The sequence below is a fragment of the Streptomyces sp. NPDC001480 genome (genome assembly GCF_042894725.1).
Lineage (GTDB): Bacteria > Actinomycetota > Actinomycetes > Streptomycetales > Streptomycetaceae > Streptomyces.
In genome coordinates this window covers 13,331-31,923 of record NZ_JBIAVX010000009.1, presented here as the reverse complement: position 1 = coordinate 31,923, position 18,593 = coordinate 13,331, and the positions used below count along the sequence as shown (strand labels likewise).

Annotated in this window: 18 protein-coding genes and 1 pseudogene; 8 read left to right on the top strand and 11 right to left on the bottom strand. The window is 69.2% G+C overall.

Going from position 1 to position 18,593, the window contains the following annotated elements:
* Window positions 1–1,137: 1,137 nt before the first annotated feature.
* Both ACFY01_RS22700 and ACFY01_RS22695 read right to left on the bottom strand, forming a co-directional pair.
* Window positions 1,138–2,088, bottom strand: coding sequence for a RimK family alpha-L-glutamate ligase (locus ACFY01_RS22700; protein WP_390737540.1), 951 nt, complete (start codon window positions 2,086–2,088; stop codon window positions 1,138–1,140).
* Entirely contained in the window at window positions 2,085–2,336 is a 252-nt protein-coding gene (locus ACFY01_RS22695; RefSeq protein WP_390737539.1) for a hypothetical protein, read from the bottom strand. The genes ACFY01_RS22700 and ACFY01_RS22695 overlap by 4 nt, the downstream gene beginning before the upstream one ends.
* A 700-nt stretch (window positions 2,337–3,036) precedes the next feature.
* Here ACFY01_RS22695 and ACFY01_RS22690 point away from each other — a divergent pair.
* Window positions 3,037–4,527 (top strand): S8 family serine peptidase, encoded by a 1,491-nt coding sequence (locus tag ACFY01_RS22690; protein WP_390737538.1) that lies wholly within the window; start codon window positions 3,037–3,039, stop codon window positions 4,525–4,527.
* Between the two features lie 498 nt (window positions 4,528–5,025).
* Here the strand turns inward: ACFY01_RS22690 and ACFY01_RS22685 are convergent, their stop codons facing one another.
* The 3 genes from ACFY01_RS22685 to ACFY01_RS22675 form a co-directional block, all read right to left on the bottom strand.
* Window positions 5,026–5,508: a transposase family protein gene (locus ACFY01_RS22685; RefSeq protein ID WP_390737537.1), complete on the bottom strand. Its 483-nt coding sequence runs from the start codon at window positions 5,506–5,508 to the stop codon at window positions 5,026–5,028.
* Window positions 5,509–5,721: 213 nt separating this feature from the next.
* Window positions 5,722–5,850, bottom strand: coding sequence for a DUF6207 family protein (locus ACFY01_RS22680; protein ID WP_390737536.1), 129 nt, complete (start codon window positions 5,848–5,850; stop codon window positions 5,722–5,724).
* A gap of 496 nt (window positions 5,851–6,346) precedes the next feature.
* Window positions 6,347–7,069, bottom strand: a complete 723-nt coding sequence (locus tag ACFY01_RS22675) for a TetR/AcrR family transcriptional regulator (RefSeq protein ID WP_390737535.1) — start codon at window positions 7,067–7,069, stop codon at window positions 6,347–6,349.
* Window positions 7,070–7,189: 120 nt separating this feature from the next.
* Between ACFY01_RS22675 and ACFY01_RS22670 the strand changes: the two genes are divergently transcribed.
* A complete protein-coding gene (locus ACFY01_RS22670; RefSeq protein ID WP_390737534.1) occupies window positions 7,190–8,161 on the top strand; it encodes an NAD(P)-dependent alcohol dehydrogenase in 972 nt (323 codons plus the stop codon).
* Window positions 8,162–8,488: 327 nt separating this feature from the next.
* On the opposite strand, the gene ACFY01_RS22665 is transcribed toward ACFY01_RS22670, so the two are convergent.
* Together ACFY01_RS22665 and ACFY01_RS22660 are read right to left on the bottom strand one after the other, a co-directional pair.
* Window positions 8,489–9,055 (bottom strand): hypothetical protein, encoded by a 567-nt coding sequence (locus ACFY01_RS22665; RefSeq protein ID WP_390737533.1) that lies wholly within the window; start codon window positions 9,053–9,055, stop codon window positions 8,489–8,491.
* Window positions 9,013–10,092: a DUF2397 family protein gene (locus ACFY01_RS22660; RefSeq protein WP_390737532.1), complete on the bottom strand. Its 1,080-nt coding sequence runs from the start codon at window positions 10,090–10,092 to the stop codon at window positions 9,013–9,015. Before ACFY01_RS22660 ends, ACFY01_RS22665 begins: the two co-directional genes overlap by 43 nt.
* A 722-nt stretch (window positions 10,093–10,814) precedes the next feature.
* On the opposite strand from ACFY01_RS22660, the gene ACFY01_RS22655 reads away from it, so the two are divergent.
* The gene (locus tag ACFY01_RS22655) at window positions 10,815–11,081 is read left to right on the top strand and encodes an STAS domain-containing protein (RefSeq protein WP_390737926.1); all 267 of its coding nucleotides are present in this window, start codon (window positions 10,815–10,817) and stop codon (window positions 11,079–11,081) included.
* Between the two features lie 521 nt (window positions 11,082–11,602).
* Here ACFY01_RS22655 and ACFY01_RS22650 read toward each other — a convergent pair.
* Window positions 11,603–11,836: pseudogene (locus ACFY01_RS22650) on the bottom strand (WhiB family transcriptional regulator); the annotation flags it as partial.
* A 525-nt stretch (window positions 11,837–12,361) separates the two neighbouring features.
* Between ACFY01_RS22650 and ACFY01_RS22645 the strand changes: the two are divergent.
* The 5 genes from ACFY01_RS22645 (at window position 12,362) to ACFY01_RS22625 (ending at window position 15,956) form a co-directional block, all read left to right on the top strand.
* The gene (locus ACFY01_RS22645) at window positions 12,362–12,619 is read left to right on the top strand and encodes an integrase core domain-containing protein (protein WP_390737531.1); all 258 of its coding nucleotides are present in this window, start codon (window positions 12,362–12,364) and stop codon (window positions 12,617–12,619) included.
* A gap of 1,092 nt (window positions 12,620–13,711) precedes the next feature.
* Complete coding sequence (locus tag ACFY01_RS22640) at window positions 13,712–14,197, top strand: DoxX family membrane protein (protein WP_390737925.1); 486 nt, start codon at window positions 13,712–13,714, stop codon at window positions 14,195–14,197.
* A gap of 181 nt (window positions 14,198–14,378) precedes the next feature.
* Window positions 14,379–14,519 carry a hypothetical protein gene (locus tag ACFY01_RS22635; RefSeq protein WP_390737530.1) on the top strand — a complete coding sequence of 47 codons (141 nt, stop codon included), beginning with the start codon at window positions 14,379–14,381 and terminating at the stop codon, window positions 14,517–14,519.
* Window positions 14,519–15,466, top strand: coding sequence for an anti-sigma factor RsbA family regulatory protein (locus ACFY01_RS22630; protein ID WP_390737529.1), 948 nt, complete (start codon window positions 14,519–14,521; stop codon window positions 15,464–15,466). The genes ACFY01_RS22635 and ACFY01_RS22630 overlap by 1 nt, the downstream gene beginning before the upstream one ends.
* A gap of 337 nt (window positions 15,467–15,803) precedes the next feature.
* Window positions 15,804–15,956: a hypothetical protein gene (locus tag ACFY01_RS22625; RefSeq protein WP_390737946.1), complete on the top strand. Its 153-nt coding sequence runs from the start codon at window positions 15,804–15,806 to the stop codon at window positions 15,954–15,956.
* Between the two features lie 89 nt (window positions 15,957–16,045).
* On the opposite strand, the gene ACFY01_RS22620 is transcribed toward ACFY01_RS22625, so the two are convergent.
* The 3 genes from ACFY01_RS22620 to ACFY01_RS22610 all read right to left on the bottom strand — a co-directional run bounded on the left by ACFY01_RS22620 (window position 16,046) and on the right by ACFY01_RS22610 (window position 18,526).
* Window positions 16,046–16,414, bottom strand: a complete 369-nt coding sequence (locus ACFY01_RS22620) for an STAS domain-containing protein (protein WP_390737528.1) — start codon at window positions 16,412–16,414, stop codon at window positions 16,046–16,048.
* Window positions 16,415–16,419: 5 nt separating this feature from the next.
* Window positions 16,420–17,880 (bottom strand): PP2C family protein-serine/threonine phosphatase, encoded by a 1,461-nt coding sequence (locus ACFY01_RS22615; RefSeq protein WP_390737527.1) that lies wholly within the window; start codon window positions 17,878–17,880, stop codon window positions 16,420–16,422.
* A 262-nt stretch (window positions 17,881–18,142) separates the two neighbouring features.
* The gene (locus tag ACFY01_RS22610; protein ID WP_390737526.1) at window positions 18,143–18,526 is read right to left on the bottom strand and encodes a hypothetical protein; all 384 of its coding nucleotides are present in this window, start codon (window positions 18,524–18,526) and stop codon (window positions 18,143–18,145) included.
* Window positions 18,527–18,593: the final 67 nt, after the last annotated feature.

The following is an 18,593-nucleotide window of genomic DNA, read 5'->3' as shown; positions in this document are numbered from 1 at the left end:
AACAAAGGACTTGGTGCCTTGTACGGGGCAGCGGCCTGCGGCGCAGAAATCAGCCCTGGGAGATCGAAACGACACCACCTCGGACTCGTGTGCATCGCCCGAGACGGCGATCCTCAACCTCGGTGTCCGTAGACGTCAGTTGTCCGTAGCCGACGGAGGCTCAGTTCACTGGCCGCAGATGCACCTGTCCGCCCTCCGGAGTCAACACCTCCAGATGCCACGCGGCTGTGATGCCGGCCGGCCGCGGCCGCCGTAGTGTGGCTGTGCTGTGCAGACGCAGCTGCCCTGGCACGGAGGCCGCCTAGTGGATCTTCAGGTCCGCTTCCTTCACCCGCCGGCCGACCGGACACTTCATGCTCTCTCTGTCATGAATACCGGCCCCTGTGCCAGGGCGCGCACGCTGGTTCCTGTCGGCCGTTTTCCGCGTGCCGACGTCATGAAGCTGAAGGTCGGGGCTTGGACCAGCCGAGGGGTGCTGGACCGGCTGCATGTGTGATCACCGGCTCGGCTCCGTGTGCTGGTATGCCGATCCGGCAATCACACCATGTGTGCTGGGGTGAGTTTCTCCGACTTGGCGCCCCGGCTGTGGGTGGTGCCGTAACCGATTGCCGAGCCAGCTGCGGCACCACCAGGATCCCGCTCTTGTGCTCGAGCCGAGGATCGTTTCTACAAGTGTCGTCCTGGCAGAGGGCCGGACTGCCGCTCCGCGCCGCTGGTAGCGGCCTGCACCCGTCCACGGCCCGGAGCATGGCCCTGGCCGAGCTGCGCTCACCCCCGACCATGAGGCCGACCACAGGTCCGGCCGCGCCGTGCCCAGCCCCGACCATGGCTGGTCAGCGCGTTACGTCTGCCGGTACGCACGCCCGATCCAAGGGGCTCGCTGGTCGGGGTCGTGGACGGGACGCCACACGGGTGCGGAGGGGCCATGCTGGAGTAGGTCGGCCAGCGGCGCCGCGAGGACGGGGACGTCGTACGGGAAGCGGGACGGTGCCAGCAGCCCGGCCCCCGCGCGCAGGGCGCTGATCCGGTTCTCGTCAGGAACTGGGTGACGACAACGGTCGGTTCAGCGGCTGAGTGCTTTCCGCACCGGGGAACCGGGCGAGCCGCTGCTCTTCCACCGGGAGCGCCTCACCCGGCTCACGGCACAGTGAGCGGCGCCCTCGCCGTGGAGAGCAGGAAGTCCACGAAGTACTGCGCGAGCGGCAGGCGCAGCAGCGGCTCCAGGAACAGGAACTGGCCCTGGGGGTTCACCTCGAGCCAGACCGGTTCCCCGTCCGGGGTCAGCTTGATGTCGATGGCACCCATGCGCAGACCGAGCGCGCGGAGCACCGCGGTGACCCCCTCGGCCAGTTCGTCGGGCACCGGCCACGACGAGATCGGGATGGTGAGGTCCGCACGCCAGTCGAGCGTCTCGGTCTTCAGGAGCGCCGCGTACATGCGCTCGCCGAAGCAGTTCAGCCTGATGTGTTCGTCCCCTTCGATGTACTCCTGGTACATGGCGGGGCAGGCTTCGTACGAGGGGGCCGGGATTGAATCTGGCTGATCGAGGTACTGCGTGAAGAGCAACGGCCCGGACGTGCCGACCACCGGCTTGACGATCACCCGTCCGACTTCCCCCAGGAACGACATGACCTCCTCGCGCGACTGCGTGACGAGGGTTCTGGGCACCCGGAAGCCGTTCCGCCGTGCGACGGCCAGTTGGTACAGCTTGTCCGACGCGCGGTCCGTCGCCTCGGGATGGGAGACCCATTCCCCCTGGAACGCCGCGCAGAGAATACCGGTGAGGGCCCCGCGGCAGTCGTTGTTGATGAGGTTCCGCTCCGAGGTGCTGTCTCTGGACTCTGCGTCCCTCTGGGCGGCCCGCACGCGTCGCCACCAGACCAGCGAGGCGTCCTCCAGCCTCACTCGCTGCCCGTCGGAGGCGCGCAGTACGGTAGGGGAGCTTCCGTGCGAGTCCCACGACAGACTCTGCCGCCCGCTCAGTTCGTCGCACTCGATGATGTGGAAGTCCCGGTGTCCGCGTCTGCGCGCCTCGTTCCGGACCGCGAGGGCGTGAATGTCGTCCCGCAGCGAGATGGTGAGGATCATTGCGCCTCGGGGCAGACGTCACTCTTGTCGGAGCATCCGCACGAACAGCCCTCGGTACCGGTGGCTCTCAGGTCGCTGGCCGACATATCCAGGCCCGTCGTCTGCTTGACGAGGGATTCCCAGACGCGCAGTTCCTCCGGGGTCTCCAGCCGGACGAAGGAGTCGGGCTGGCATTCCATGACGACGGGAGGAGGCTGCTTCTCGAGGAGTCTGTCTTCGACGGGCTTGCCGAGCCGTATTTCCGCCATTGCCCTCAACTCCAATGACACGGATACAATTACATTTCATGCTAATCCGCCATACCTGATGCGCAACTGGAGAATATGAGGGCGTGCGGAGTTGACGCCTCGTCATGGCCGACGGCGGCCAGGCTCCAGGAGGTCGGGGAGGGTGCTGGGGATTCGGCCTTCGCTCAGGCTCTCGCGGCCCTACGGCGCCACGACCGGTAGGTGTTCGTCCCGGCCGGCCGAGGGCATGACCCGCTGCAGCCAAAGTCATCGGCCGCACACAGGCCAAGGGACGCCGCCAGCCGTCAGGACAGAGATCCGCCGCCAGCGGCCGGGCGAGGCGGAGCCGGTGCCGGGTGCCGAAGACGATCAGGATGTCGCGGTCGCCCGGCCCCCCGGATGGCCCCTGTCGATGAGGTCCTCGACCACTCAGCGGACCTGGGCAGCGGGGACCTCGGCGACATCGTTGGGCTGCCCCAGCCGCAGCGCGTCGCCCCTGCGGCTGCGTGCAGTTGGCTGTTCCGAGTGGTAAGCCGCGGAAGCGTGCCGCACCATGGGAAGTGCAGGTGCGTCTGCGCAAACCCAAGGGTCGCGTGCATCGCCGTCTCTAAGGGCCGCGCGCCTTGACTTCTTCATTTCCTCTCCGCCCGTCCCGCGCAGCCGCACGCCCTGAGGACGTGACGACCGGGCCGGAGAAGCGTGATGAACCCCGGGATAGAAAATGGGCATCCTTCCGCACATCAAGCATGTTTCGCAACCAGTCCCCGAGACCATCTACGGGTACGTGTCGGCGCAGTCGCAGGGCGGTGTGCCCGTGACCGAGGCGGAGGACATCGACCGTCAGTCCCCCAAGGCCTTCCATGCCGCCCCTTCGGCACTTGACCGCGCCAAGGAGCAGGCGGAGCGGGCCGGACTGAGCGTGATCGCCGAGAGCCGGCTCGGCTTCGCCGTGTCCGGCCCGAAGGAGGCGTACGAGGAACTGACGGGCGGCCGGATCGAGCCGTTCGAGGCCCTGCAAAGGGTGCAGGGCGGGCGCGCCCGCTATGTCACCCATCTGGACATCGTCGGGGAGGGGCAGCCCGAAGAGCCGGGCGTCGGTGCGACAGGCAGTGGCAGTCCGATCGAGGCGGTGGTGCTCGACCAGCCGCGTACACCCATGCGGTTGTCACCCACCGCGCAACCACCCAACGTGGCCAAGTACCACCTCCGGCTTCCCGGAGACGTCGCCATGCTCCTGGGGGCCAGCCTCGCCCATCGGCAGGGCCAGGTGGGTGGGGGGGTGCGCGTCGCCATGGTCGACACCGGCCAGTACGCGCACACCTACTTCATGCTGCACGACTATCAGGTGGAGCCGACCGTCGCCGTCGTGCCGGGGACGAATCCCGCGGAGGACCCGGTCGGTCATGGTACGGGCGAGTCCGCGAACATCTTCGCCGTCGCCCCGGGCGCCGTTCTGTTTCCGTACCGCGCCAGCAGCACCAATGGGCTGCTGACCAGTGCGATGCCCGGGTTTCTGCGAGCGAAGCAGGACCGGCCCCAGATCATCACCAACTCCTGGGGAGGTGACCTGCCGTATCCGCCGCACGGCCCGCTGCCCGCCGCGTTCCGGCCGTGGGCGGCCGAGATTCTGGACGCGGTGGAGCAGGGCATCGTCGTGGTCTTCTCGGCCGGCAACGGTCACTTCTCAACCGAACCCCAAGTCCCGGGCGTGATCGCAGCCGGAGGGGTGTTCGCCGGGCCCGAGCTGGAACTGCGTGCCTCCGACTATGCGAGCGGCTACGCCAGTCCCTGGTTCCCGGACGTCATCGTACCCACCGTCAGCGGCCTGGTCGGCATGATGCCCCGAGCGCAGTACCTGATGCTGCCCATTCCGCCTGGCTGCGAGATCGACATCAGCGAAAGCCAGGCCAGCGACGGCGAGTTCCCCGATCCGCCGGACGGCACCCTGCGGGACGACGGGTGGGCTCTGTTCTCCGGCACGTCCGCAGCTGCACCCCAGATCGCCGGGGCAGCCGCAGTGCTGCTGGGCTTCCGGCCCGAGCTCACCCCAGAGCAGGTGACGGAGGCACTGTGCATGACCGCCACGGACATCACCAGCGGCCACAACAGTCCCCGGTTCAACGCTCAGGCCAGGCCGGGACGGGACGAGGCCACCGGGTACGGTCTGGTGAACGTCGGCGCTGCGCTGGCTTACGTGCGGGACCGGTTCTGATCCGACAGTCGTCGGTGACCGCGACGCGGACGGCCCGGGCGGGGGCCCGGACCGTCGTATGGGCGCGCCGGGGACGGCACCAAACCGGAGGATGTGCCACCGTGCTTGGTCACGGCGTCGGTGCCCGTGCGGGGCCGTTGAAGCTGACGCTGACGAAGGCATCGTTGCCAGGGCCAGGACGGCGTTGCTCGCGGCCGTCGGTCTCGTTGTCGTCGCCGATCAGGCGGACGGAGAACCGGTTGTCGCCAGATCCACAACCGCGATCACCCTGGCCAGCGGACTCATCTGGCTCGACACATGATCGGCGAGACGTTCCCTAACGAGCTCGTGCACGGTAGGCGGTGAGGTGTCGAGGGTGGCGTGGGGCTCGGTGTTCACATCTGCCGTGCCGACGTCAGGTCCGCGGTCTGCTGATGGGACAGCAGGCCGGCGACGGCTTGGACGATGTCGCTCATGTGCTCGCGGCGGCCGAGATGGCGAGCCAGGCACGCCAGTTCTTCATGTGCGCAATGCCGTGCTCGACCCGGATGCGTCGTGAGGAGTGCGCGCCTTACGCTGTCGCTCGTGCATTTCCTCGTACCAGTCCGGGGCGTTCTTCTTGAACTTGCGGTGCGGAGGGGTGACCGCACGACCGCCGGTCTGGGCACCCAGGCCCTGGTAGCCGGCATCGGCGAGGATCTCCAAGGCGGGACCGTCGGCCAGGAGCTTGACCAGCCCTAACTGGCGGGCGTGGGTGATGTCCGCGCAGTTTCCGGGCCTGGTCGGACTGCAGAACAGCATCCGGCCGTCCGCGTCGGTGAGCACCATGGTCTTGACGGCGTTCTGCTTGCTCTTGCCAGAGATGAACTTGTCTCGGTCCTTGCGTCCGGCGGCCGGCCGCCGGACCCGGATCTCAGTGCCGTCGATGATCCCGGTCTTCCTGCTGGTACCGAGATGGTCGACGACCTCGGTCAGAGTCCGCAGCCGCACGCCGGGGCTCACAGTGCATCCTCGCTCGGCGAGCAGCGGCCGTACCTCGCCGATGGCGCGGGTGATGGTGGAGCGGTCCACGTTGAACGGCGAGGCTCGGGATGAGCTGCGCGGTGCGCGGCGGCTTGGGCGGCGGGCGCGATGAGCGGGCCGGCGGCGAACGTGATCACGCACAGGGTGAAGGCAGCACGGCGGGCAGCGTCTCCACCCAGATGACGGCCGCGTCTACGTGGCCGACTGCGCCGGCTCCGCCGAGGGGTCCTCCTCGAGGACCTGCAGCAGATCGGTGTACATCCGCAGCCGCACACCGGACTGGCCGGCGTGTTGGGTCGTGCGCTCGGCAATCGACGTCACCGGAGGCTGCAACCGGTACCACGCGAGCGCCGACGCTGACGTATGGGGCCCGGATGATGCGAAGTCCTACGCCGTCTGCCAGCGGAAGACCGAAGGTGACGATGCCAACGGCCTCCCCGGCAAGGTCAGTCATCGGGGACAAGCCACCATGAAGGCGGCTCCTGGCAGGTGCGTCTCGGCATCCGGGGCCTCGGCGCGTGCAACTGGCGCAGGCACGGCCTCACTCAGCTCCACAGCCCAAGCGTCGTCGGGCAGGGCGTAGTGCAACTGGACGGCGTAGTGACGCCCTGCGTGTTGATCGTGTCCCATGAAGTGGTGTAGCCGGCAGGGTCCCGGAACGCGCGGGTGTCTGCCCGGGGCGTGCATCCGCTGGCGGTGCATGCTCTCTGAGCAAGGGCAGGCCATCGCGCAAGTCTCCCTGGTGAACGGGTACGACGCCGGCGGCATCCACCTTAGCCGCCCCGCTCACGGCTCGGTGGCTGTGCGGTTGGAGAGATCAGGTCCGCGAGTCGCGTCGTGGAGCCGGTGCGGCGGTCAGGTCGTCCGTGGGCCACGGCAGGTGGTAGAGGCTGAGCGGGGCCGGAGGCGGCAAGGGACGGGTCGGGTCGGCGAGATCGGCTCGGAAGGAGTGAAGCAGAAAGGCAACCAGTCGGCGGGATGCCGCCAATGCGGCATCGGTGGACGCGGCGGTGATGCCGCTGTTGGCCATGAAGGCGAGCGAGAGATCCATCCGGTCGAAGTCACTGCGCAGGCGCCCCGCGTCCTTGGCGCGCTGCGTGAGCACGGCGAATCCTTCCTCGGCACGGATGCGCGCCGCCTCGAACTCCGTCGCGTCCGGAAACTCCGTCAGGAAAGCAGCGGTGAATCCGCGGTCGATCACATTCATCGCGCACACCTTCTCTATCACCGAGCAGAAGCCTTCCCACGGGTCGGGTCCGGCGAGTGCGTCATCGATGGTTCCCGCGCATACCGCGAACTGGTCGGCGAACACCGTCGTGATCAGTGACTCTCGTGTGGGAAAGCGCCGGTAGAGCGTGGCGACTCCGACACCCGCGTGGCGGGCGACCGCGGCCATGGGTACGTTGAGACCGCGTGTGGCGAACAAGGTGCGGGCTGCTTCGAGAATGCGGCCGCGGTTGAGTCGTGCGTCCGCGCGCAGGTCGGGAGCCTCGGACACCGTGGCCTGAGGGGGCGTCATCCGAGAGGAAGCGGCAGGCATGTTTCTCACATTAACTCAAGTGGACGGTCCCATCCGTTTATGGCGTTAGCGTGACGGTCCGTGGCGGCTCGGCGTCGATCCGGCGTCCGGCCTCGGATGACGGATGGGGCAGTGGGAACAGTGAGTGAGATGCGTGCGGCGCTGTACGACAGCTATGGCCCGCCGGAAGTGCTGTACGAAGGCAGCGTGCCGAAGCCGGTCGCCGACCCGGGTGAGGTCGTCGTGCGGGTCCACGCCGCCAGTGTCAATGGAGGTGAGCTGGCGGGGCGGGCAGGAAAGGTCCGGCTGGTGACCGAGATCGTGGGACGGGGATTTCCCAAGCGGACCGGCATGGACTTCGCTGGCGAAATCGCCGACCCGGGGTCGCCCGATTCCGGTCTTGCGGTGGGAGACCGGGTATGGGGGCTTCTGCCGCGCAGTCGGATGTTCGGCAGCGCCGCGGAGTTCGTGGCTGTGCCCCCGCATCGGTTGGCCCTGGCGCCGAGCGGCCTCGATCTGGTCCAGGCGGCGGCGCTGCCCGCCGTCGGCACGACGGCGATCACCGCCCTGCGGGACAAGGCCCGTGTCACCGCAGGCGACCGGTTGCTCGTCCGTGGGGCAAGCGGAGGCGTCGGCAGCGTCGCCGTCCAACTCGGCAAGGTCTACGGTGCCCACGTCACCGCTCTCGCCGGTGGCAGGAACCTCGACTTCGTCCGCAGCCTGGGCGCCGACGACGCCTTCGACTACGCCACCACCAGCGCGGCCGACCTCGGCCCCTTCGACGTGGTCCTCGACACCGTCGGCACCCAACTGCGCACCTATCGCCGCCTTCTGGCCCCCGAAGGGCGCATGGTGGCGATTGCCTTCGACGCCAGGAACCCCGCCGCCTCGGTCTCCTACCTGCTCGCCTCGACGGTGTTCGGTTCCCGTCGCGTACGGTTCTTCAGCGGCAATCCCACCCGCAGGCTGTTCGCCGAGCTGACGCGTCTGACCGAGAGCGGAGCCGTTCGCCCCGTGGTGGACACCGTGTATCCCCTGGCCGACATCGCTGCCGCACACCGCGCACTGGAACAAGGAGGCAGCCGCGGCAAACACGTCATCCAGATCCTGTGAGCCCCGCCGCCCCAGAACGACGGATCCGGCCGTGGGCGTCCCGCCAGGCGGGCTCGTGGTCGGCCGACCAGGGCGCCGGCCACGACGCTGCTGGGGTCAGCGCAGCCGCCGGTCGCGGCCTCCACGAGATCGGGGTCGATGTCCACGCTCGTCACGAGCTTGTCGCCGAGCCGGCGGCAGGCCAAGGCGGTGCCGTATCCGGTCCCCGTGGTCGCCAGCATGCAGGAGCCCTGACCGAGCATCGCGTGCCGGTACATCGTCATGATCAGGATGACACGACGCGCCAGTGCGCTGAGCCGTTGTGCTAGGGCCTGTGTGAGGTCGTGATCATTTGGTCCGCAGGGTGTCATTGAGAGCCGCGACCAGGTGCGCCGCGGTGATGACCTGGGCGGAGAGGTGGTCGCCGAGCTCGCCGGTCAGGAACCGCTGGAACACCTCACGTTCGCGCTCGGTGAGCCGTTCCCGGGCCTCTGCCGCCTGGACGGCGATCCGCTCGCCCACGGCCGCGACGTCGTGGGAACCGTGGTCGTCGATCAGGCGGCATACCTTGATCCCGGCGCGTTCCTCCAGTTGCGCGTCGTAACCGCCGGCCAGCTGGTCGCGCAGGTCGGTGTGCCGGTTGAGCAGGGTGCTGTCCGACACCTCGCCTTTCGGGCGGCCGAGGGCCTGCTGTACCGCATCGGCCAGTGCCTGTAGCGCGCGCAGACGGCTGCGGACGTCCGAGCCGGGATCGTCCACCACGTCCTCGGGCAGTGAGGACCGGTCCAGCCCGGCGCCGCGCACCACCTCCAGTCGGCCGAGTGCGTTGCGAAGGGCGCCGCCGGCTGCGATAACTGCCGTCTCCTGGGCGGTCAGGTCCTCGCGCAGGCGCTTCTCCTCCTCTTCCGCGCGCACGCGCCGGTCGTGCAGATCGTTCCGGATACGTTGTGTTGCCGGGACGGCCTGGACGGCGTGCGCGATGCGCTGTCTGGTTTCCTGCTCGCGGGTGAGGATCTCTTCTTCGGTCGCCCCGATGGCTTCCTCGCGGGTGCGCAGGTCCTGTTGCGCGGTACGCAGCCCGGTGAGGCGAAGCCGGTAGTCTCCTCCGCAGCCAGGCGTTCTGTACGGGCGCGTTCGTACCGCTCGGCATCGGCGTGATGGGTGCCGAGCCGCTCGCCCGTGCTGCCGATCGCTCGGCGAAGATGCCCGATGCCGGTGAGAAGGGCAGCCAGCGCGGTGCGTACGCGTTCCAGCTCGGCGGGGTCGCTGGGCAGGTCATGGGCGGTGGCGGTGGCGTCTGCCTCGGCGCGTGCGGTTACGGCGAGAGCGCGGGCTTCCTCGGCCAGCCGTGCCGTGAACTGCACGAACAGCGTGCTGACCCGTTCCAGCCCGTCCTGCGGTTCGATGCCGCCGGGCGCGGTCACGAACTCGGCCAGCTCCCTGAGCCCGCGCTCGACCAGGGCGAGCAGCTCGTTGCTCACCTCCCGGGCGGCGTCCGCCTCGGCCAGGACGCCATCGGCGTCCCGCTGGATGCGCTCGCCCAACTTCGACAGCTGGTAGCGGGCACGGGACCGCTGGTACTCGCTGATGCTGGACGCCTTCACCGTGTGGCTGCTGCGCAGCAGGTTGCCCCACTTCACCAGCTCTTCGAGCCGGACGGTGAGGGCGTCGGCGTCGAGCCCGGCGGCAGGGCCCCCGGCCTGGCGCAGCTTTGCCAGGACGTCCGGGACGGCCAGGTCCGCCAGCAGGGTCCCGCAGAAGACCCGCATGATCGCCAGGTGCTCCAGCCGCTCGGGGGCGCTGAGGTAGGTGTAGGCGTCCAGCCGGCGGCGCGCTTCGTACTGGACATCCTGCGTTGCGGCGTTTTGCGCTGCGCCGGGCGCGGGTGCCTCTATGCCTGCGAGATTACGCGGCGCATCCTGCCGCCGCCGGTGTGTGGCCGAAAATGCCACGGACACCGTCACGCAACGGCTCGGCTCACGCTCACGAACCGGATTCGGCTGCTCCCGTCGGCGATCGGCCATGTCAGGCACTGTGGGTCGCGGTCTGGGGCTGGGGGAGGCCCCTGGTGCTGAGCTGGCCGGGCCCGGTCTCCAGTGGTTGGGGGAGTCAGAAGCTGTTGTCTTTCCGGGCGTGATCGCCGGGTTTCCGCTGGTAGGAGCGGCATCGGATCTGTGTTCTCCCATCTGCCGAGGCGATCATGCCTGGCTTCAGGGCCGCTACAAAATCCGGTTCAGCTCACTGCTTCGACAGGACAGCAGTGCCTCGGGCGGCCCTCAACCATGCGCCTTGGCCGGGGGCCGCCCGCCGCCTGGCCGACCGCCATGGCTGGCCTCCGCATGATTAGGCGATCGCGAAGCCAGATCACGGCGTAGCGAAGATCGCGTATGTGGATGGGCGCTGACCTGGCAAAGCTGGGGGCTGGGGATTTCCTGGGTGTTTGCCGGTGCTCCCCCTTGCTCCCCGCTGCGCGCCACCTGACCGGGCACGTGGGGGACACGCGCATCCTTCACTTCATCGTTGAGCCTGAGGTGCTGGATGATGTCGCTAGCCGGGGGATGAGCTCCACTTGGACACCGCCGATGGTCGAAGCCCATGCTTGACCGCTCTCCAGCGCTTTCGCGCCCTCATCCAGCATTTGGATCTTCATGGCATCGGCCGATGTCTTCAGCTCATGCCACGGTCGGTCGGAGTCGAAGGCACGTCGGGACCGTGCCACCGAGATGTCCAGTGCTCGAGTGCCGTTCAGCTCCAGGAAGCCGCTGATCAGGTCCTCGCCGACGTAAGTCGCTCGGTGCTCGTCGTGGACTGCGCGGCACTGGAGTTCTGCGACTCGTCCGGGATCGGCTGCCTCATGCGGTTGTACCAGCCTCTTTCCGCACGAGGCGGAGTACTGCGGCTCCCGCCGTGCCTGCGCCTGTTGCGCGGGTCTTCGCGTTGACCGTTCCCGGAAGCGATCAGCGTGACCTGTGGCCCTCGTTGAATGGCGGCATCTACGGCCACCGGTCTGCACCGCCGGGGCCGTAGCCAGTCCCAGCTTCGGGAGGTGGTGCTCCGCGGACTCGTTCGCCAGCTCGCGGTCATCCGGCCATTGCTGGTGGCCGAAGTGCCGGTTATGGCGTGAGGAGACCCGCGAGAACATCCGACTATGGTGTCCAGACCGGTGGCGATGTGCTGAGTGGTGCCGCCCTGGCAAGGTCTTGCCGATGAAGTAGTCGGTAACTGGCCGGGCGGGAGCCACCCCGTGGTGGTCGCCGTCGCCCCCTCCCTTTGGTCAGCACGGTGATCCAAACTAAAGTCCCTAGGCGGGGCTGGTACCGGCCGCTCTCGCCTCTGCGACGGTACGCGGCGCACGAGTGCGGTGTCCGTCGGCACCAATAATTCACGAACGTCCATCGTCTCCTCGTTGTGGCGTCTGGCCCGAAGCACTGGCTCTGTCGTCGCTCGCCGGATGGCGCGGCGCTGAGCGGCTGTGGTGGCGCCCCAGATGCCGTCGTCCTCGCCGTGGTCGAGCGCCCACGTGCGGCAGTCGATGATCACAGGACAGCGGCGACATATCGCTCGGGCCCGGGCGGCTTCCTCGCCGGACACCGAAAGGCCCGAGAGAGGGAAGAAGATGTCGGGATCTTCTCCGACGCATGCTGCTTGATGGCGCCAGTCGGGTGCTGGCGGGTCTCCGTTTGACGCGCGGGTCATGATCAACCCCTCACCCCATCCAGGGGCTGTCTGCGAGCATGGCGAACTGAGGTCACGACGCAATAGCGTCGCAGTTCCGGCAAGGGTTTGGAGAATATTAAACAGTTATGTCCTGATTGTGGTAGAGGGTGCTGGCCCACCACCCCGACCGACCGTCGGACCCGCCTGGCCGCAGGACAGTGCTGATGCCTTCTGGCGACACAGCCGATAGGCCACTACGACCAGGCTGCCGGGTGCGGAAGGCCGACCAGAAGATTGACCATGCGCACCGGCCAGTGCCGGGGGTGCATCAGAGCCTGGCTCAGGCCGGCGCCTCCAGCTGGCGGAGGGTATCTGCGAGGCCCTTCTTAGCCCTCGGTGGGGATTTGCACGACGAAGTCGTGACCGCGCGGGCGGGGCGAGGCCTTTGCCGCGTTCGGCCCGGCCTGCGCCCAGGGCACAAGGAGGTACGCGCGCGGGGGCTGCCAGGACTCCTCACTGGGTTCGCCTGTCCGGGCGGCCCGCGCGGCTGCCCAGCACGCGCCGGTGTGCACGGCGTCTATGAGCGTGATCGGCTCCAGCGCGGACAACGCACTCGCCGAGTCCTTCAACGCGACGTCCAAACGCGAGACGCTCCAAGGCCGCAAGACCTGGTGCAGCGAACGCGAGGCCCGCCTCGACGTTTTCGGCTGGCTCAACCGCTGCAACTCCCGACGCCGTCACTCCCGCCTCGGACAACGCAGCCCCATCGTCTACGAGACAGCACTCGACACAACATCAACAACCCGTGCCCAAGCCGCATAGCCCGTGTCCAAGATTCCGGGTCAAGGCCCGGTTCGCATCCCGCGGATCGGGCCGGGCAGGCCGCGCAAGAAGCATGACAGCCGCGCGGCGTTATAAGGCTTCCAGCAACGGCCTCTGCCGCAATTGTCTGCGGAGCCTGGGTATCCGGCACACGATTCCGGAGAAGACCGACAGCCAGGCCGCCCGCCGGCTGAGGGCGAAGGTGAAGACGGGGACGGTGGTGATTAGGGCGCGCAGGATCGCGGTGGTGCCGGTGCTGGCGACGGCGCAGACGGCAAGGGGCAGCACAGCCGCCGGAATAGCGGGCCGACTCCGCACGTCGCGGCCGACGGCCGCCTCGCCCCCCGCCGAGCCGCGCCGTCCACACATCGGGGTCTCCGCCGCACCAGGTGATCAGCGGGGGGTCCTCACAGTCGACGTCATCCGCCTCGATGCCGGCCCTGTGGCTTCGGCGTGCGCGGTGATGGCCGCCTGTACCGTCTCGGAGGCCTCGCGCCAGCGTCGCCACTGGGCGTCGTACTCGTCACCGGTGAGGCCCGCGAGCTTCGCGCGTTCTTCCTCGGCGGATCAGCCTCGATGACGCTCGTGAGGACCGGCTGTTGGCCGAAGCGGCCATTGACCGCGTTCTGGACAAGTTCGGCCCCCGCGTCATCGGCCCGCCGCCGCTTTCCGCCGCGCCTCGTGACCCGATCTGCTGCTGTCCGTTAAGGGCAGGCCCGTGTGAGGTGCAGGCCGTCTTGGCCCCCGAGCCGGGGGAGTGCCGCGTGCGTCTGGGCTCGAGCGACACCGATTGTGATGACGGCCTGGCACAGGACCGCTGAGGCGACGCTGGCCGCCCGCCCGCGCGGGCCGCCGCCAAGGTGCACGACGCTGCCCCGAGCGGAAGCATCGTGCAGGGGGAAACGCGCTGTGATGCCGCACGGGGCTCACCCATTACCGGTTGCTCGGGATCCGTCCGAGCTGGGGGAAACGCCCGTTCTGGCGTTCAACCGGAGTATTGCCATGTTGACCAAGCACATCCTCAACCATCCCGTTCGATCCACGGAACCGGTGGCGCATCCCGCCGACACCGCCACCGAGAGCACGACTGCCATGACGAGCGCCGCCGACGGGGGCCTGCTGCTCCTCAGGCTGACCTTCGGCCTGTTGATGGCCGCCCACGGTGCTCAGAAACTCTTCGGGCTCTTCGGGGGCCACGGCCTGACCGCGACCGGCAAGGGGTTCGCGGCCCTGGGCTATCACCCGGGCAAGCTCTTCGCCACGATCGGGGGGCTGTCCGAGTTCCTCGGCGGCCTCGGCCTGGCCGTCGGCCTGCTGACCCCGCTGGCGGCTGCCGCCCTGATCGGCGTCATGGTCAATGCCATGGTCACCGTCACCGGCGCCCATGGCCTGTGGGACACCGACGGTGGCGTGGAGTACAGCGTCTGCATCGCCGTCGTCGCCCTCGCGGTTGCTGCCATCGGCCCTGGCCGGCTGGCCGTCGACCGCTACTTCGCCTGGGGTGCGGGCGGCTGGAAACAAGCAGCCTTCGCCCTCGGCCTCGGCGGTCTAGGCGCCGCGATCACCCTGAGTATTTGATCGGCGGCCCCGCCGGCGCCCCTTCGACGTCCCGGGTAGGTACTCGTACGGCCTTGGGGACGTCGAGGAGAAACGTGTAAGCGCGGCGGCTGCGGAGGGGAGTAGCCCTGCGATACCGGTCGTCCAGAGCCCAGCGTCGGATTCCCGCTGACCGGGCCCGCATCGTGATGCGGGCGTCGACGTGGCCGGGGTAACCGCGCTGGCGGTCACCGCCATGAACCTGCCCGAGGGGAGGGTTGTGGTCGAGAATCCCCCGCCGCAGCTGCCGCGGGTCTTGGAGATGTTCTGGCCGGGCCTGGACCGGATCGAGGTGGCTCTGTGATGAGCACGGTGACCACCCACGAGGCGTTCGTGCACCCTGCCCTGTTCTACCGCACCGAGTTCTACCGCACCGAGCAGGAGTACACGCAGCAGACGGCGGCGTTCCTGCGCGAGGGACTGACCAACGGCGAGCCGATGGCCGTGGCGGTCCCCGGCCCCAACCTGGAGCTGATCAAGGCAGGTCTGGGCGGGGACGCCGAGGGCATCCTGTTCCTGGACATGACCCAGGTCGGCCGCAACCCGGGGCGGATCATCCCCCAGGTGCTGCGCGGATTCGCCGACGCCCACCCGAACGGGCGCGTGCGGATCATCGGCGAGCCGATCTGGGCCGGGCGCAGCGCGGTGGAGTACCCGGCGTGCGCGCAGCACGAGGCGCTGATCAACGCCGCGTTCGAGGGCCGGGCGGTGACGATCCTGTGCCCCTACGACGAGGTGCGGCTGGACCCGGAGGTGATCGCCGATGCGCGGGTTACCCACCCGGCCCTCATCAGCGGGGATGGACGTGAGTCGGTCAGCGACACCTACGACTGGCAGGCGGTCGTCGACCGGTACAACCAGGCGCTGGCGCCTGCACCGGACGCCGCAGCCTTCTCCTACGGTGCTGAGGACCTTCCGGCGATCCGCCAGTTCGCTCTCGCTCAGGCGACGCGGCTGGGCCTGGCCGGTGAGCGGCTGATGGATGTGGAGCTGGCGGTCGCGGAGCTGACCACCAACAGCGTGGTCCACGGCGGAGGCCGCGGGACACTCGCGGTCTGGGCCGAGCAGGGGCAGCTGGTGTGTGAGGTCCGCGATGCGGGTCGACTGACCGACCCACTGGCCGGCCGCCGCCCGCCGGAGCGCGACCAGTTGGGCGGCCGGGGCCTGATGCTGGTCCACTACGTAGCCGACCTTGTGCGGCTGCACACCGGCGACGACGGCACGACTGTGCGCTTCTACCTCAGCTTGTGACGGCGCGGGCGGCCACCCTGGGCGCTGACGGTGGCCCAGTGGTGCCGTCAGAGGTGGCGCAGCGGGTCGGTGCGGCCCGGTGTGTGATGTTCGCGCGGGAGTGGCCAACCGCCTGCCGCCGCTGCCAGGTGGACGGGGTTCCGGAGTTCCTGGACGGGACGGGAGGCGTGGACGGGGCCCGCTTGCCGTCGGCGAAGGCAATGCGCGGCGGGGAGCTCGTGCCGAACGTGCCTGGCAGCTCCTCGGACAAGGCTACCCGTGCTCCCTACGCGTTGACCGGGGCTGGTCGCCGGGAGGCGAGGTAGGCGTTCCAGTCGCGGGCTGCGCGGCGGGTCGATTGCAGGGCGGAGGTGATGCTGCCCGGCTCTCCCCGCTCAAGCACGCCAACCTCAACGTGCTGGGCCGCTACAGCGTCCGCGCTTCGGTCCCGGCCGATGGCGGCCTGTGCCCGCTGCGCGACCTGGACGCCGGCGAGCACGCCGAAGACTGAACCGCCCCGAGGCGCCTGGCCGTTCGTTGTACCACCGCGCAGGCCGGGCTTTGCCGGGGAGCGACGCGAGAGGCTGGCGAAGGAGCGGTTCAGACGGCGTCGGGGGCGTCCTGGTGGGCGCTGAGCGCGTCGGCGGTGCTCGGGTAGTGGGGCAGGAGGCTGTCCACTCCGGTGAGGGTGAGCATGCGCATCAGCCGGTCGGGGACGGCTGCCAGCGTCAGGGAGCCGCCGGCGTCCTGGGCGCCGTGCCAGATGCCGATCAGTGCGCTGAGGCCGGCGGAGTCACAGAAGCCCACACCGGACAGGTCCAGGATCAAGTGGTGGTGGCCCTGGTCGATCAATTCCAGCGCGCGGGTACGCAAGCCGGGTGCGGTGTGCTGGTCGATCTCGCCGGTGACGGTGGCGACCGCTGCGGGACCGGGGGTGGCGGTCAGGGTCAGCTCGATGTCGTCGGTCATGGCGGTCAGTGCTCCTCGCCGGCGGGCGCGGCGGTGGTGTGGGCGGTGGATCTGGCCCCCGTCGCGGCGGTGGCCTGGTCGGGAGCGGGAACCGACAGAGCCAGCAGGGCGACGTCGTCACTCGCTCCCTCGGGCAGGGCGTGCAGCAGACCGACGGTGTCCTGGACCAACTGCGCCGCCCCGCACGAGGCGGGACGAGCGGTGAGGAAGGCCGTCAGGCCCTCGTCGCCGAGCATGGTGCCGGTGCTGGTGTGTGCCTCGGTCAGGCCGTCGGTGTAGAGGAGCAGGGCCTGGCCAGGGGCGAGGTGGAGGGTGGTGGAGGAGAAGCGGGCGCCGGGGAAGGCCCCGATGAGCATGCCGCCCTTGGGATGAACCGCTTCCACCCGCGTGTGCGTGGCGGGCCCGGCTTCGGGCGGGGCGGGGCTGAGGTGGTAGGCCGGGGGGTGGCCACCGGTGGCCAGCTCCACGGTGAAGCCCCCGGCCGCATCAGGGGTGAGGGTGGCGAAGAAAGCTGTGCAGAACCGGCTGCCCGCCCACACGTCGGCCAGCAGGGCGCTGTTCAGGGCCTCAAGTACCGCGACGGGGTCGTCTGTGTGCTGGGCGGAGGCGCGCAGGGTGTAGCGGGCCAGGGAGGTGATAGTGGCCGCCTCGGCGCCCTTGCCGCACACGTCCCCCAGGAACATTCCCCACTTTCCGGCGGGCAGGGGGAAGACGTCGTAGAAGTCGCCGCCCACGTCGTGCACGGACGCGGTGTGGTAGTGACAGGCCAGCTCCAGGCCGGGCACTGTCGGCAGTGCCGGCGGCAGCAGAGTGCGCTGCAAGGTGGAGGCGAAGGAGGCGATCGCCGCCTTGTCCCTCTCCGCCTGTTCCCGGGCCGCCCGCTCAGCCTCGGCGGACTGCTGCTCCTGGCGCACGGTGCGCAGCGCGGACAGGCGCAGCTCCATCTCGTCCATCACGATCGCGGCCAGATCGGTCAGGGTGGCAGTCTGTTCGGAGGTGATGGAGCGGGGCTTGGTGTCCAGGACGTTGAGGGTGCCGAGCTTGTGCCCGTCCGTCGTGGTGATCGGCGCGGCGGCATAGAAGCGCACGCCGAGCGGCCCGGTGACCAGCGGGTTGCCGCAGGCGACGTCGTCGAGCAGAGTGTCGGCAATCACCAGCGCATCGTCCCGCAGGACCGCAGAGCCGCACAGGCCCGGGTCCCGGCCGATCTCGCTAACCCCGTCCAGGCCGTGCGCGGCCTTGAACCAGATCCGGTCCTCGTCCACGATCGTCACCGTCGCCACGGGGACGTCGAACAGGCGGGCTGCCAGCGCAGCCACCCGGTCGAACGCGCCGTCGGGCGGGGTGTCGAGGATGTCGTAGCGGCGCACCGCCTCCATCCGGCCGGCCTCGACGACCTCGTCGGGCACCAGATGCAGGCGCTTGTCAGTAGCGCCGTCCTCGGATGCCGAAGCCTGCTCGGGCATCGGCCTTCCACCTCCTTGACCTCCCACAGCCACCGGGCGCGGCGCGGGCCAGCGGCAAGCCTAAGCGCAACGAGTGGGCGAAGGGCCATCGGGTGGAACCTCACAGGATCACCACCGATATCGACGCGCGATGCTGCCCGGTGAAACCCGGCGACGGCACCGCGCTGGACTGCGCTCCCCCTCCTCCGGGAGCCCCCGCGCTGGGTGCCCCGCCCTTCCATGCGATGCATTGAATGCATCATCGATGCGCCATGCCGAGTGATCAGGCAGAAGGCCACCCTGATGCCGTATCGCTACGTCTCAGATCGCCCTGACCAGGGCTTCCACCGGGTTCCTCGAACTTCGGCACTTGCATCGGATGCATCTCCGCCCGGAAACGGTGCCAGCGTGCCGGGTGGCGCCAGCGGCCGGAGGCGTCGCGGGCGACGTCGACGCCGACTTCCACCACCAGCTTGGGTTCGACCAGCGTGACGTTCAACTTTTCCTGGCTGCCCCACCCGGCGGAGAACGACCAGCCTGCCCACGGATGTCCCCGCCGTCCCTGAGCGAGCAGATCGGCGAACGCCGCACCTGCTGCCTGGGCGAGGGTGGTGGTGCGGCCGACGTACTGAAAGCCCAGGCGCGTGGCCGCATCGGAGGACGACATGCTCCTCAACGTGACGGATACCGGGAGCGGCCCCCGGGTTCCTGAGCCGCCGGGGTGGTTATGGAGA

Bases quoted from the DNA above. Each gene is read 5' to 3' on its own strand.
- ACFY01_RS22700 (WP_390737540.1), bottom strand. From the start codon at position 2,088: ATGATCCTCACCATCTCGCTGCGGGACGACATTCACGCCCTCGCGGTC.
- ACFY01_RS22695 (WP_390737539.1), bottom strand. From the start codon at position 2,336: ATGGCGGAAATACGGCTCGGCAAGCCCGTCGAAGACAGACTCCTCGAG.
- ACFY01_RS22690 (WP_390737538.1), top strand. From the start codon at position 3,037: ATGGGCATCCTTCCGCACATCAAGCATGTTTCGCAACCAGTCCCCGAG.
- ACFY01_RS22675 (WP_390737535.1), bottom strand. From the start codon at position 7,069: ATGCCTGCCGCTTCCTCTCGGATGACGCCCCCTCAGGCCACGGTGTCC.
- ACFY01_RS22655 (WP_390737926.1), top strand. From the start codon at position 10,815: ATGCCACGGTCGGTCGGAGTCGAAGGCACGTCGGGACCGTGCCACCGA.
- ACFY01_RS22640 (WP_390737925.1), top strand. From the start codon at position 13,712: ATGACGAGCGCCGCCGACGGGGGCCTGCTGCTCCTCAGGCTGACCTTC.
- ACFY01_RS22630 (WP_390737529.1), top strand. From the start codon at position 14,519: ATGAGCACGGTGACCACCCACGAGGCGTTCGTGCACCCTGCCCTGTTC.
- ACFY01_RS22620 (WP_390737528.1), bottom strand. From the start codon at position 16,414: ATGACCGACGACATCGAGCTGACCCTGACCGCCACCCCCGGTCCCGCA.
- ACFY01_RS22615 (WP_390737527.1), bottom strand. From the start codon at position 17,880: ATGCCCGAGCAGGCTTCGGCATCCGAGGACGGCGCTACTGACAAGCGC.
- ACFY01_RS22610 (WP_390737526.1), bottom strand. From the start codon at position 18,526: ATGTCGTCCTCCGATGCGGCCACGCGCCTGGGCTTTCAGTACGTCGGC.